A 14,442-nucleotide genomic window follows, 5' to 3' on the forward strand; every position below is an offset into this window, starting at 1 on the left:
CTTTTTAGTAAAGGTACTTTTAATAAGTATAAAGGTCAGTTACTTTTGTTACATAAGCAATTATGTAGTTTTTTTATAACTCCAAACAGCTAAAAAATTCATTATAAAAGCATAAAGTGTGGTTTTTAATAGTTGTGGTAAAATATCTGAAAAACCTGCTCCTTTTAACATTATCATACGCATTACTTCTACAAAATATTTTATTGGATTAAATTCCGTAATAACCTGTGCCCATTTAGGCATACTTTCTATGGGAGTAAATAAACCACTCATTAAAATAAATATTACGATAAAAAACCAAGCAATAAACATAGCTTGTTGCTGTGTGTTTGTGAAATTTGAAATAAATAAACCTATTCCTAAAATAACTAATATATAAATAGATGTATACAGATACAAAAGAGCTAAACTTCCAATAATAGGAACATTAAATATTACTTTTCCTAAAATTAAACCCACCGTTAATAACCCCATTCCTATTACCCAAAATGGAAAAAGTTTTCCTATAATAAACTGACTTTTTTGAATTGGTGTTACATTTATTTGTTCTAAAGTACCTATCTCTTTTTCACGCACAATATTCATTCCTGAAAGAAAAAGTGTAATCATGGTTACCAACAAAACTAAAATTCCTGGAACCATAAATGTTTTATAATTTAAGGTTTTATTATACCAAAATAACGGAATTGTTTTTACTATAACAGGTTGTTTTATATCACTAAAACTATATAATGATATTGATTTTATATATTGATTAAAACTTTGTATTATTTGTGTTATATACACATTTTTAATACCCGCTGCGGCACCATCAATAGCATTAATAGTTACACCTAAATTAGGTGGGTTTTGTTTTTTTAAATTACGCTCAAAATAACGAGGTATTTGTAAAATAACCGTTACTTCTTCTTTTAACATTGCATTACTAGCTAATAATTGAGATGAAAATTTTACTCCAGTATTAAAATAGGAAGTAGCATTAAATTTTTCTATCAATGCTCTTGACGTTGAAGTATTATCATAATCAATATAACCATATTTAATATTTTTAACCTCAAATGTAGCTGCATTTGATAAAATAACAAGCTGTAATAATGGTAATATAAAAATAATAGGAAGCATACCTCTATTTCTAAAAATTTGCTTGAACTCTTTTTGTATAATATATAAAATTATTTTCATAGTTGTAAATCAAAACACTATTCTAGTAGTTAAATATGTTTTTTAGTTTTTTATTCTAATCTAATTTTATATTTTTTTATACTTAAACCAATATAAAACAATGTCATTGCTATTAAAATTAAAGTTTCTTTCCAAATAAATTCTATTCCCACACCCTTTAACATAATTCCTTTAATTATAATAATAAACCATTTTGCTGGTATAATATTACTTATAATTTGTAACGGTAAAGGCATACTTGAAATAGGAAAAATAAAACCCGATAGTAATATAACAGGTAACATTAACCCCATTAATGAAATCATCATTGCTGTTTGTTGTGTTGCTGAAATAGTTGAAATTAAAATACCTAAAGTCAATGCTGTAACAATAAATAAAATACTTTCAAATGTTAATAAGAATAAGTTTCCTTCAATAGGCATTTTAAAAACAAAAACACTTAATATTACAATAACAATAGCATTAATAATAGACAAAAATATATACGGAAATACTTTACCAACTATAACTTGAATTGGCTTTATAGGAGAAACTAAAAGAATTTCCATTGTACCTAACTCCTTTTCTCTTGTTATAGAAATAGATGTCATCATTGCAGAAACTAACATTAAAATAATAGTCATTACACCAGGTACAAACATGTATACACTTTTTAAAGTGGGGTTGTATATCATTTTAGTTTGTGGTACCGTTTGATAAAGCAAAGCATTACTTTTATTTAATTCTTTTTGATATTGCTGAATAATAAAATTTACGTAATTACTTATAGTATTGGCTGTATTTGGATCAGTAGCGTCAGTAATAACCTGAACAATTCCTTTATTATTATTTATTAACTTTTTACTGAAATTTTTCTCAAAATTTAAAACAGCTTTTACTTTTCCTTTTTTAAAAACCTCTTCAATAGAAGCTTCATTTTCAACAAATTGATCAATACTAAAGTATTTTGAAGCGCCTATTTTATTAATAATTTCTTGTGTTATTATATCTTTAGAATTATCTACAACTGCAATAGTTACATTATTTATTTCATTAGTAATAGCAAAACCAAATAACATAATTTGTGCTATTGGCATGCCAAAAAGAATAAATAAAGAACGTTTATCTCTGAAAATATGATAAAATTCTTTTTTAACAAAACCTATAAACCTTTTCATATACCTACCTATTATTTTATTGGCTAATTTTTATTTATAAATAAATGTTATTACTATATTTTTATGCACGTGCTAACTTTAAAAATACCTCATTCATATTTTTAGCTTTAAATTGTTCTTTCAATTTTTTAGGAGTATTTAACGCTGCTATTTTTCCATTAACCATAATAGAAACACGATCACAATATTCAGCTTCATCCATATAATGTGTTGTTACAAAAACTGTAGTACCTAGACTTGAAGCCTTATAAATCATGCCCCAAAACTGTCGTCTTGTAATAGGATCTACCCCCCCTGTTGGTTCATCTAAAAAAACAATTTTTGGGTTGTGAAGTAACGCTACTGAAAATGATAATTTTTGTTTCCAACCTAATGGTAAAGAACCTACTAATTTATTGGCTACATTATGTAAGCCTAATTCATCAATTAAAATAGTTGTTTTTTCTTTGATTAATTTTCTTGACAACCCATAAATACCTCCAAAAAATGTTATATTTTCTTTTACTGTTAAATCATCATATAACGCAAATTTCTGACTCATATATCCAATATTTTTCTTTATATCTTCAGCATTCGTAAACACATTAAAACCTGCAACTTGAGCTTTTCCTGATGTTGGTTTTGAAATACCTATTAACATTTTAATAGCTGTAGTTTTTCCTGCACCATTTGCACCTAAAAACCCGAATATTTCTCCTTTTTTAACATCAAAAGATATACTGTTAACAGCTATAAAATCATCAAAAACTTTAGTTAAACCAACTACCTCTATAACATTTTTTGTATTCATAATTTATTTTAAAAAATTTTAACCAAGTTATTGTGTAGCCAATTCCATAAAAGTATCTTCGATAGAAGGAACTGTTTTTTCTATATAAATATCCAATAATTTTTTTGAGGTTAAATACGTTAGTAAATCATTCGTATTAAAAATCGATCTATTATCAGTATAATGTACAAACTCACCAAAAGGATATACACTATACTTAAATTCATAATCATTTAAATTATTTATTAGTTGATACATATTATGAGCCTTTATATTATATATTACCTTTGGGTAATAGTTTACAATAGCCTTTGGTGTATCAACATGTAAAATTTTTCCTTCTTGAATTAAGGCTATCCTATCACACAAAGCAGCTTCATCCATATAAGGTGTAGATACTAAAATGGTAATTCCTTTTTGTTGTAAACGCTTTAACATTTCCCAAAATTCTTTTCTTGAAACCGGATCAACGCCTGTGGTTGGTTCGTCTAAAAATAATACTTTAGGTTTATGAATTAAAGCACAACATAAAGCTAATTTCTGTTTCATTCCGCCAGATAATTTACCGGCTCTACGATTTTTAAAAGGAGCTATTTGAATATAAATTTCTTCAATTAAGTTATAATTTTCTTCTACAGTAGTTCCAAAAATAGTAGCAAAAAAAATTAAATTTTCTTCAATAGTTAAATCTTGATATAATGAAAATTTGCCTGGCATATACCCAACACTATTTCTAATTTTTTTATACTCGGTAATAACATCAAAACCAGCAACACTTGCGTTTCCTTTATTAGCAATTAAAAGTGTAGTTAATATTCTAAATAATGTTGTTTTTCCTGCTCCATCGGGACCAATTAACCCAAATAGTTCTCCTTTATCTACTTTAAAGGAAATGTTTTGTAATGCTTTTACACTTTTGTATGATTTTGATATGTTGTTAACTACAATACTCATTATTTATCATTTATCCACATTTCTGCAGGCATTCCTATTTTAAGACTTCCATCATTTTTAACAGCAATTTTAACTGCATAAACCAATGCTATTCGCTCTTCTTTTGTTTGAATTATTTTTGGAGTAAACTCTGCCTCTGAGGCAATCCAATTAATAATTCCTTTATATGATTTCATCTGGTTAACATCATCAATTTTAACCGTTACCTCTTGCCTTATTTTAATAGACGCTAATTGTGTTTGACTAACATACACACGTAATAGCATAGTATTTAAATCAGCTATTTTATAAAGAGGTTTACCAAAAAGGGTAATTTCATTAGGCTCAGAATATTTAGTTAAAACAGTTCCTTCTACAGGATTTATTATTTTACTTTTTGTTATTTGATTATCAATTTGTTTTAACTGAACAGTGATTGTTTTTAATTCATTTATAACAGGAGCATTTTGAATTTGAATACTTCTTATTTTTTTCTTTAAAATATTTATTTCTCCTAAAATATCATCTAATTGTTTTTGTATACCTGCCTTTCCTACAATAAGGTTTTCAATACGTTTTCTATTTGTATTTGCTACTTTTAATTGAGCATTTAAAATATTAATTTGTGATAAAATACCTTTTGATTTTAAACCTATTATAGCTCTAGATACTATTAGTTGCTCACGTTTTAAAGCTAATGGAATAGTATCTATATATCCAATAAATTGATTTTTTTTAAGCAGTTCTCCTTCATTGACATTAAATTGCATTATTTTACCATTGTTTTCAGCAGAAATAGTAATTTCTGTTGCTTCAAAATTTCCATAACCTGCAGCTCTATCATTCTCTTTTTTACAAGAAAAAAAACTAATAATCACTATAAGTATACTTGTTAAATATTTATAATCTTTCATGTAACTATTTTTATTCACCTTTAATAATATTATAATTTGCTTTTGCTAACTGTAACTCTATTTTATGCTTTATAAAATTACTTTCATCTTCAAATAAATTAACTAATTCTGTAATGTAAGCTGATGCTGTAATAACTCCATTTTCTAGTTGTATACTTGCTGCTTTTAACACATCTTTTCGTAATTTTATAATAGTTATATCTGAACTTATAAGCTCCTTAATTTCATCTATTTTTTTTTGATATTTATTTAATTTAATACGTGTATTTAATTTAAAAATTTCTGCTTGATTAGTTATAATATCATTATTAATAGCTGTTAATTCCCTTTGTTTTTTTGTAGAGTTCCAATCAAAAAAATTCCAATGTAGTTTTACCCCAAGCGTATAAAAAGTTTGAAAAGAATTATCTAACATATTTAATCCAGGATTACCATATCCACCAGTAGCAAAACCGTTAATTTTTGGTGTATTTTGTTTTGAAATTAATGTTATAGACTTATCTATTTCTGCTTTTTTAAGCTTGAATAATGCTAACTCAGGCCTACTAATAATGCTATCTAATTCAACTTCAAATAAAGGAACGGTAAACAAGGTTGTTTTTGTTAATTTTTTACCTATTAAACTAGATAGTGTTTCAATTAATTCTAATTTATTACTTTTTATAGTAATAAACTGCTGCGCTATTTTTAACAGTTCTGTTTGTAAAACATTAACTGTTGAAGGTAATAAAACACCATGTTTTACGGCAGATTCTACTTCTCTTAACTTAGCTTCTAAATACCTTTTTTTTTCTTCTAATAATTTATTTTTTTCTTCGGACAAAAGAATTGAAAAATAAAGTTCATTTACCTCTTCTTTTAATTTATATAAAGTAACTTCAATTTGTTTTTGTTTACTTTTTAATTCGGCTGTTTTTAAGTTTAAGGTTGCCTTTGTTACTCCTCCATTATAAATTAATTGATGTACTGATACTGTTGCACGGTATTGATCTTTATTTTGAGAATTTACTGGTAAATTTGGTGTCGGAATTTTAATAACATCAGATTGATATGTTGCTTGTGCATCTAAGTTAAATTTCGGTAATTTTATTGTATTAATTACTGCTAATTCTAATTTATTTTGTGAAGCTAATAATTTATTTTGCTTTGCTAAAGGATAATTTTTAGCTATCAAATTATGACATTCTTTTAAATGAATACTTTCTTGGGCTAAACTTGGCAATGTCACAAAAAGAATCAAAATATATAACTGTTTCATTTTTAATAATTTTTTATTGCATTAATAATAAAGTTAGCTACTTCTATTTTACGATTTTCAATAAGATTATCATAATCATCATTTTTAGTATCAGTAAAAGCCATAATTAAAGGCTTGCCTACAAAAGGAAAAATATTTAGTGACATTATATTTATAAACAACTGTGTTGCGCAAATTGGCCTTAAAATTCCTTTTTTAATTTCATGATCTACCTGTTTTTTAAATTTTTCGAGAGTAGGAAACCCTTCTTTTTCTTGCATTTTTAATATAAAATTTGGATTTCTATTCAACTCTTGAAGAATAAAATTAGGTAAATAAGGGTGTTCAACTATAAATGAAATATAATTAAATGTAAATTTTTTGACTTTTTCTTCAATAGATGAGTTATCATTTAAAATCATATTTAATTGTGGAGCTAATAATGAAAAAGCATTATTAAAAACAGCCTCAAAAAGTAACTGTTTATTTTTATAATAATAATGAAGCATTGCTTTATTAATACCTGCTTTATCTGCTATTTCCTGCATACGTGCTCCAACCATTCCTTTAGTTTGAAAAATACTCTTTGCTGCTTCTAATATTAAAACTTCGGTGTTTTTATCTTTTACTCTTTTCATAACTAACTAAATGGTTAAACTAAATAGTTAACAAACTTACAAAAAATAATTAAACAGAATACTGTTTAATTATTTTTATTAAAATTACATTGTTATAAATATCAATAGATAAACTATAATCTACTAAAAAAATCAACTATTTAATATTTATTTAATTTCATTTTTAAAAAATTAATAGCAATTAAAGCAAAAAAACCACCAAGAAAAGAAACCAAAATATTAATAATAAACAACACTATTTCAAACGAACCGTTTTGCGCTATTGCCTGTGGATTAAAGCCTAATTTACCTAAAAACTTAATAAAAAATATACTTCCGAAAACACCTGCAATAGTATTTCCTATAATACCAAAAGAATATTTTTTGAATATTAAAGCCATACTATTTGCACCAATAATACCAACCAAAATACTTATTAATGAAATTAGTGTTTCTGTCATATTAATATTTATTAATGTCCATAATCGATTTTATCTATCTTTCCTCCCATCAATCGTTTTTGAATAATCATATAAATAAACAACAAAACAAAACCTATAGCCCCCCAAATTATAGCAACAGACAGTCCGTAATTAGAGGTTACAGTATTATAGATAGTTAAAGACTCATTATGGTTATTTATAGATGGTAATATAACTGGAAATAGTGAAGCTAATGAAGAGGTAATTCCTCCTAAAATTAACAACGATGACAAACCAAATGCATAAATTTCTTTTTTAATTCTACGGATAAAAAATAACCCAACCAATCCTGTTATATAAATAATTGGAAAAATTAATAAATAAGGTGTATTAATAAAATTATTTAATGAATTAGGGTTTACAATTTGCCAAATAATTAATGAAAATAATGTTAGTAGAGTTAACATTATATTTAATTTAAAAACAATATTTTTGAGCTTTATATTTATGGTAGAATTAGTTTTTAAAATTATCCAATTTGCACCATGTATTGCTAAAGTAACAACTGCTATTAAACCTATAATAATAGTAAACCAATCAATAACTCCAGGCGTTTCACTTAATGGACTAAAACTACTATCCCACAAGGGTAAGAAAAAATAATGCCCTTCATAAGTTGATACTCCATTTATAACACCCCCTAAATTTACACCCCTAATTATATTACCCAAGGCAATACCAAAAAATAAGGCTAATAATAAACTTGAAACACCAAAAGAAACATCCCAAATATCTTTCCACATTTTATAACTAAACTGACTTCTAAACTCTAACCCTATAGCTCTAAAAATAATTAACCATAAAACAATAATTAAAGGCAAATAAAAACCACTAAAAACCGAAGCATAAAAAGTTGGAAAAGCCATAAAAAGCATACCGCCTGCAGCTACTAACCAAACTTCATTAGAATCCCAAAATAACCCTGCCGATTTTGCTATAACCTCTTTATCTTTTTCTGATTTTGCAAAAAATAAATGAATAATTCCTGCTCCAAAATCGTATCCATCTAAAATAAAAAATACAACTAGCACCACTGCTATTATTACATACCAAAATATTTCCATAATTAATGTTTTTGAGGGGTTGGACCTTCGTTTATAGTTTTACCTACCAATACTAAAAATAATAAACCTAGTAACATATATAAAGCTACAAAACCTAATAAAGTAAATAATGTATTACCTGATGAAACTGTTGGTGAAATACCATCACTTGTTTTTAATAATCCATATACTAAATATGGCTGTCTACCTAACTCAGCAGTATACCAACCTGTAATATTAGCTATATAAGGAAAAGGAACTAAAAACATAATAACCCAAAGTAACCCCTTTGATGTATATAGCTTTTTTCGCCATAAAAGAAAAAGAGCTAACGCCGTAACTGCCATAAATATGGTTCCCAAACCTACCATTATGTGATATGAATAATATAGAGCTGGTATATTATCAGGTAATTCTTCTTTTTTAAACTGATCCATACCTGAAATTTGTTTATCCCACTCTTGATAAGTTAAAAAACTCAATATATTAGGTACCGCTATTTTATTATCTAATTTTTTCTCAACCATATTAGGTTGCCCTATCAATACAATTTCAGCTCCTGCTTTTTCAGTTTTAAAAATTCCTTCCATAGCTGCAAAAGATGCTGGCTGATATTTTGCTACATTTTTAGCATTCCAATCTCCTGTAGGAAAAGCTACTAAAACACTTGCTATCAAACCAAAAATAACACCTGTTTTTAAAAATAATTTTCCATATGAAATTTGTTTATTTCTTAAAATATAAAAAGCACCTATACTGGCCATTACAAATGAAGATGTAACAACCGACGCTAACTGATTATGTAAAAAAGCTGGTAAAAGCCAAGGGTTACTAAACAATGCTGAAAAGTTAGTGAGTACAAATTTTCCGTTTTCTAAAATTTCATAACCAACAGGATGCTGCATCCACGCATTGGTTGCTAAAATAAACCAGCCACTTGCCCAAGAACCTAAAAACACTAAAAAACCTGTTAAAAAATGCAATTTTTGCCCCATTAATTTTTCTCCAAAAATAAAAAGTGCTAAAAATGACGACTCTAAGAAGAAAGAAAACATTCCTTCCATTGCTAATGTTTGCCCAATAATTCCGCCTGTTAACTCTGAAAATTTAGCCCAATTTGTACCAAACTGAAACTCCATTGGAATTCCTGTTACAACCCCCATGGTAAAATTAATAGCAAAAATTTTCATGAAAAATTTTGCAGCATTATTATAATCTTCAATATTATTTTTTAAATACCTCCATTTAAAATAAACAATTAACAATGATAACCCCATTGTTAATTGTGGAAATATATAATGAAATGTAATAGTAAATGCAAATTGCAATCTATCGTAAAAAAGCATGTCTTCCATATCTTAATTTTTATACCATATATATGGTATAAAAATACAAAGTACTTTTATTTAAATAGGTAACTTTAGTTACAAATAAAACCTCTTAAAAAGAGGTTTTATTTGTAACATTTAGCTTAAATACTAAATACTTATTTTTATAGAAATTAATTATTTTTTTTTTTAAACCTCTAAGCTATTTACCTAATGCATCATTTTTTACTTTTGGTAATTCTAATTTATATTTAACAGCAATTGACCTTATTATAAAAACAACGGCTGCTGACACTACAAAGTGAAGATCTTTATTTATATTAAAATTTGCTAATATAAGATATACTAATCCTCCACCTAAACAAGCAAAAGCATAAATTTCTTTTTTAAAAATTAGCGGAACCTTTCTAGTTAGTACATCTCTTAAAACTCCTCCAAAAACAGCTGAAACCATTCCCATAATTAGGGCTAAAAAAGGATGTAAATTATAAGCTAATCCTTTTTCAAGACCTAATAATGTAAATACACTAATACCAATTGTATCAAATAAAAACATGGTTTTACGTAGTGGTGCTATTTTACTTCTAAATAAAAATGTAAATCCTACTGCTATTAAAATAGTCCATACATAATTAAGATCACTAATCCAGTTTATTGGATGTGCATTAATTAAAACATCTCTCATCATACCACCACCAACAGCGGTAACGAAAGCTATAATAACAACTCCAAATAAATCAAAGCTTTTTTTCATTGCAACCAATGCACCACTTATAGCAAATGCAAAAGTTCCTACAATATCAAGGGTATAAATAATATTCACTTAGATACTTATTTCTGAAAACTGTATTTGTAATGTTTTTTCTACCTCTTTAATGTTATTTCGTTCATTATTAAGAATTAACACTAACGAAACACCTTTTTTACCAGCTCTAGCAGTTCTACCACTTCTATGTGTATAGTACTCTAATTTTTCAGGTAATTGATGATGTACTACAAATCCTAAATTTTGTACATCAATACCTCTTGCAGCAACATCTGTTGATACTAAAATTTGAAGGCTCTCATTTTTAAAAGCTCTCATTACTTTATCGCGCTCTTTTTGTTGCATATCACCCTCTAAAGCTGCAACCGAAAACCCTTCGTCCTCTAAGGCTCTTGTTAGCTTCTGAGTACCTGCTTTTGTTCTAGCAAAAATAATACCTCTTTCAGTATGTCTTTTTTCTAAAAACTTAACAATTACATCAACTTTTTCAGGAATAGTGGTTTGTACAAATTGATGAGTAATATTTGCATTTACCAATGTATTTTTATTGACCTCAACTTTTTTAGCTGAAGGATCCATATATTTTTTCACAATACTTCTTATTTCCTCAGGCATTGTTGCTGAAAATAACCAAGTTTTTCTAGTTCCTGAAGTGTATTTTAAAATGCGATTTAACTCTAATTTAAACCCCATACTTAACATTTCATCCGCCTCGTCAAGTACTAATGTTTTAATATTTTTTAAATCAACCTCTCCTCTTTCGATTAAATCTATTAAACGCCCAGGAGTGGCTACAATTATATGGGTAGTTCGTTTTAAATTATTTATTTGACGGTCTATTTTTTCACCACCATACACCGCTTCTACAAAAATTTTATCATCTACATATTTTGTAAATTTGAATAATTGCTTTTTAATTTGCTGTACCAACTCTCTTGTTGGTGATAATATTAATGCTTGTGTAGTGTTTTTTGAAGCATCTATTTTATGTAATACAGGTAAGCCATAAGCAGCCGTTTTACCAGTACCTGTTTGTGCTAACCCTATAAAATCTGAGTTGTTTTGTAATAAATAAGGTATTGTTTGCTCTTGCACCTCAGTAGGTTTTGTTATTCCTAACTCCTTTAGTCCTTGAACGTATTTGTTATGTATTCCTAACGCTGTAAATGTTGTCATTATCTATATTTATAATGTGCAAATATATTGCTTATTTTTGGCCTAAAAGTAAGTTTGTAACTTCTTTAGTAATTCTTCTTGGTTTTTGTGTTTTTGCATCTAACAAACAAAAAGTGGTTTGTGATTTTACTAATAAAGTAGCTTTTTTGTATATTTCAAAATGCCGAACTGATTTTATACCTTTAATAGCACCAACCCATGTTTTTACAGTTATTTCATCACCTAAAACACCTTGTCCTTTATAATCAATTTCATGCCTAATAACAAACCATACATAATCAGGTGTTGGTACATTTTTTATTAGTAATAACCAATGATCCATAGACACCTCCTGCATCCATTGAACATACACCACATTGTTTACATGGTTATATTCATCAATTTCGTTTTTGGTAACAATATATTTTTTTTCGTAAAAATTCATGGGCGCAAAACTACATGAATGATGTTAATTATTACTTAAATTAACTGTTGTTTTTTTTAAAGCAACTTACTATTGATGATCTTTGAATCTTTAAAATTATTTATGAATAAAATTACCACCAATTTTGGCTCCGAAAAAATAAACAAGCTTTTGTTAAAGCAAGCAATACCAGCTTCTATAGGAATACTTGTTATGTCTTTAAACATGATTGTAGATACTATTTTTGTAGGTCAATGGATTAACGTAATGGCAATTGCTGCTGTTACAGTGGTTTTACCTATTGCTTTTTTAATATCATCAATAGGAATGGGTATTGGAATTGGTGGTAGTTCTATTATTTCTAGAGCTTTTGGCGAAAATAATACTACTAAGGCTCTTAAAGTATTTGGCAATCAAATTAGTTTGACTATTGTTTTATCGCTCTTATTTGTAATAATGGGTACTTTTTTTCACCTTCCTATTTTACAATTATTTGGAGCAAAAGGTAGTATTGTTGGTCCAGCTACCGAGTATTTTAATGTTATTATATGGGGGGTTCCTTTTTTAGCCTTTGCTATGATGGGAAACCCTGTAATTAGAGCTGTTGGTAAACCTAACTATGCTATGTTTACCATGATATTACCTGCGTTTGCAAACATTTTTTTAGATATTATTTTTATTAAATTTATGGACTTAGGAATGTTCGGGGCAGGTTTAGCTACTTCTATTTCATATATGGTTAGTGGAAGTTTTATTTTATGGTTTTTTCTATCAAAAAATACCGAGTTAAAAATTATTCCATCATATTTTAGTATTGATTTTTCTATTTTAAAAGAAATTATTGAATTAGGTGGTATTACGGTTATTAGACAAGGAACTATTAGTTTTTTAATTATTATTTTAAACTATACACTGTTTAAATACGGTGGAGAAACATCTATAGCTATGTACGGAATTATTAACCGAATTATGATGTTTTCATTATTTCCTGTACTAGGTGTTACGCAAGGTTTTTTACCTATTGCTGGCTATAATTATGGCGCTAGTAATTGGTTAAGAGTAAAGGAAGTTATAAGAATGGCTATTTTATATGGTACCGCAATAGCCACCTTTATTTTTATTTTAATAATGCTATTTCCTAATCAATTAGTTAGTTTATTTACTGATGATAAAAAATTAATTACACTTACCTCTGATGCTTTAATTATAACATTTTTGGCAACTCCTGTAATTACGCTTCAATTAATTGGATCTGCGTATTTTCAGGCTGCCGGCAAAGCTTTACCAGCTTTGTTACTAACGTTATTAAAACAAGGTTTTTTTCTAATTCCGCTGGTATATATTTTACCTAAATTTTATGGATTAAACGGGGTTTGGATATCTTTTCCTATTGCTGATATTTTAGCTACCTTGGTTACTTATTTATATTTAAAAAAAGAAATGAAACATCGTTTAAATAAAAACTAAACACCTGTTTTAAGAGTTTGTTTAAATTTTAAAGAACCTATTTTTTAAAAAAGATAAATGCTATACTAAATTTAGTTCAACATTGAATCAACAGAAAAACCACGGCAAGTAAGTACTTGAACCTGAACTAAATTTAGGTTGACGCATTCAATTTCTTTATTTATGTAATATTTTTTTGATGAAATTTTAAATATGCTCCAAAAACAAATCAAAAATTAATTTTTAAAGTAATGATTCTCCGTTTAAATTAGTAGTTAGCACATCACTCATTAAATTAAAAAACGGACGTAAAGCTTTATAAGAGCTATTAACTTCTGATAAAAAATTTTCAGACAATACTTGTTTATCTGTAAAATTACGAACGGCTACAAATCCTTTTTTTCGTAATAAATCAATATCAGGATGGTTTTTATCAAAACCTCTTGGTGTTGATTTTAATTCGTCGCCTTCAAATTTAGTTCCAAAGTTTTTCACAAATTGAGGGGCGTTTAAAATGTGTCTGAATTCTGACGCATCCATTGCTATTTCTTTTCTTATGCGTAACAAATCTTCTTTGTTAGGTTGCCAAAAACCACCTGCCAAAAAACTTTTTTTTGGTTGAATTTGTAAATAATAACCTCCTCTTAATGCTACTCCTTTTCGTGAAAAAGAACCTCCAAAATGTGTTTTATAAGGTGTTTTGTCTTTTGAAAAACGAACATCTCTATAAATTCTAAACAGTTTAAACTTATCAATTTCATCATGTTTTTCTAAGTTTTCTTGCACTTTAAAATAAAAATTTTTAACATTGTTTTGGGCTTCAGTAAAGGTTTCTTTTTGGGCTGCAAACCAATCGCGATTATTATTTTGTTGTAAGTTTTCTAAAAGTTGAAGTGTTGATTTTTCTAATTGCATACACATATTTTTATGCTTAATAATTACTTGAAAGGTACAAAAAAACGCTATTGAAAAATCAACAGCGTTTATAG

Annotated in this window: 15 protein-coding genes; 1 reads left to right on the forward strand and 14 read right to left on the reverse strand. The window is 27.2% G+C overall.

All coding sequences use genetic code 11. The annotated features are described in order from the left end of the window. Positions 1–60: 60 nt before the first annotated feature. The 13 genes from ACN5J4_RS02030 to ACN5J4_RS02090 all read right to left on the reverse strand — a co-directional run bounded on the left by ACN5J4_RS02030 (position 61) and on the right by ACN5J4_RS02090 (position 12,028). Positions 61–1,182: an ABC transporter permease gene (locus tag ACN5J4_RS02030; RefSeq protein ID WP_418650504.1), complete on the reverse strand. Its 1,122-nt coding sequence runs from the start codon at positions 1,180–1,182 to the stop codon at positions 61–63. 50 nt (positions 1,183–1,232) lie between these two features. Continuing rightward, positions 1,233–2,339, reverse strand: a complete 1,107-nt coding sequence (locus ACN5J4_RS02035; protein ID WP_418650505.1) for an ABC transporter permease — start codon at positions 2,337–2,339, stop codon at positions 1,233–1,235. A 61-nt stretch (positions 2,340–2,400) separates the two neighbouring features. Continuing rightward, positions 2,401–3,129: an ABC transporter ATP-binding protein gene (locus ACN5J4_RS02040; RefSeq protein ID WP_418650506.1), complete on the reverse strand. Its 729-nt coding sequence runs from the start codon at positions 3,127–3,129 to the stop codon at positions 2,401–2,403. Positions 3,130–3,156: 27 nt separating this feature from the next. Continuing rightward, positions 3,157–4,062: an ABC transporter ATP-binding protein gene (locus ACN5J4_RS02045; protein WP_418650507.1), complete on the reverse strand. Its 906-nt coding sequence runs from the start codon at positions 4,060–4,062 to the stop codon at positions 3,157–3,159. Further along, positions 4,062–4,955: an HlyD family secretion protein gene (locus tag ACN5J4_RS02050; protein WP_418650508.1), complete on the reverse strand. Its 894-nt coding sequence runs from the start codon at positions 4,953–4,955 to the stop codon at positions 4,062–4,064. Before ACN5J4_RS02050 ends, ACN5J4_RS02045 begins: the two co-directional genes overlap by 1 nt. A 10-nt stretch (positions 4,956–4,965) precedes the next feature. Next, positions 4,966–6,213: a TolC family protein gene (locus ACN5J4_RS02055; RefSeq protein ID WP_418650509.1), complete on the reverse strand. Its 1,248-nt coding sequence runs from the start codon at positions 6,211–6,213 to the stop codon at positions 4,966–4,968. Between the two features lie 2 nt (positions 6,214–6,215). Next, positions 6,216–6,830 carry a TetR/AcrR family transcriptional regulator gene (locus ACN5J4_RS02060; RefSeq protein ID WP_418650510.1) on the reverse strand — a complete coding sequence of 205 codons (615 nt, stop codon included), beginning with the start codon at positions 6,828–6,830 and terminating at the stop codon, positions 6,216–6,218. Between the two features lie 140 nt (positions 6,831–6,970). Next, entirely contained in the window at positions 6,971–7,270 is a 300-nt protein-coding gene (locus ACN5J4_RS02065) for a hypothetical protein (protein WP_418650511.1), read from the reverse strand. Between the two features lie 11 nt (positions 7,271–7,281). Then, positions 7,282–8,355: a cytochrome d ubiquinol oxidase subunit II gene (cydB, locus tag ACN5J4_RS02070; RefSeq protein WP_418650512.1), complete on the reverse strand. Its 1,074-nt coding sequence runs from the start codon at positions 8,353–8,355 to the stop codon at positions 7,282–7,284. Positions 8,356–8,357: 2 nt separating this feature from the next. Next, entirely contained in the window at positions 8,358–9,689 is a 1,332-nt protein-coding gene (locus ACN5J4_RS02075) for a cytochrome ubiquinol oxidase subunit I (protein WP_418650513.1), read from the reverse strand. Between the two features lie 175 nt (positions 9,690–9,864). Beyond that, complete coding sequence (locus ACN5J4_RS02080; RefSeq protein ID WP_418650514.1) at positions 9,865–10,485, reverse strand: trimeric intracellular cation channel family protein; 621 nt, start codon at positions 10,483–10,485, stop codon at positions 9,865–9,867. After that, positions 10,486–11,604 (reverse strand): DEAD/DEAH box helicase, encoded by a 1,119-nt coding sequence (locus ACN5J4_RS02085; protein WP_418650515.1) that lies wholly within the window; start codon positions 11,602–11,604, stop codon positions 10,486–10,488. Between the two features lie 31 nt (positions 11,605–11,635). After that, the gene (locus ACN5J4_RS02090; RefSeq protein WP_418650516.1) at positions 11,636–12,028 is read right to left on the reverse strand and encodes an acyl-CoA thioesterase; all 393 of its coding nucleotides are present in this window, start codon (positions 12,026–12,028) and stop codon (positions 11,636–11,638) included. A gap of 102 nt (positions 12,029–12,130) precedes the next feature. Here ACN5J4_RS02090 and ACN5J4_RS02095 point away from each other — a divergent pair, with 102 nt between their 5' ends. Next, positions 12,131–13,474 (forward strand): MATE family efflux transporter, encoded by a 1,344-nt coding sequence (locus ACN5J4_RS02095; protein WP_418650517.1) that lies wholly within the window; start codon positions 12,131–12,133, stop codon positions 13,472–13,474. 222 nt (positions 13,475–13,696) lie between these two features. Here the strand turns inward: ACN5J4_RS02095 and ACN5J4_RS02100 are convergent, their stop codons facing one another. Then, positions 13,697–14,368, reverse strand: a complete 672-nt coding sequence (locus ACN5J4_RS02100) for a DUF2461 domain-containing protein (protein WP_418650518.1) — start codon at positions 14,366–14,368, stop codon at positions 13,697–13,699. Between the last annotated feature and the right edge of the window lie 74 nt (positions 14,369–14,442).

The organism is Tenacibaculum aestuariivivum (assembly GCF_964507685.1).
In the GTDB taxonomy this organism is placed as follows: Bacteria; Bacteroidota; Bacteroidia; order Flavobacteriales; family Flavobacteriaceae; genus Polaribacter; species Polaribacter aestuariivivum.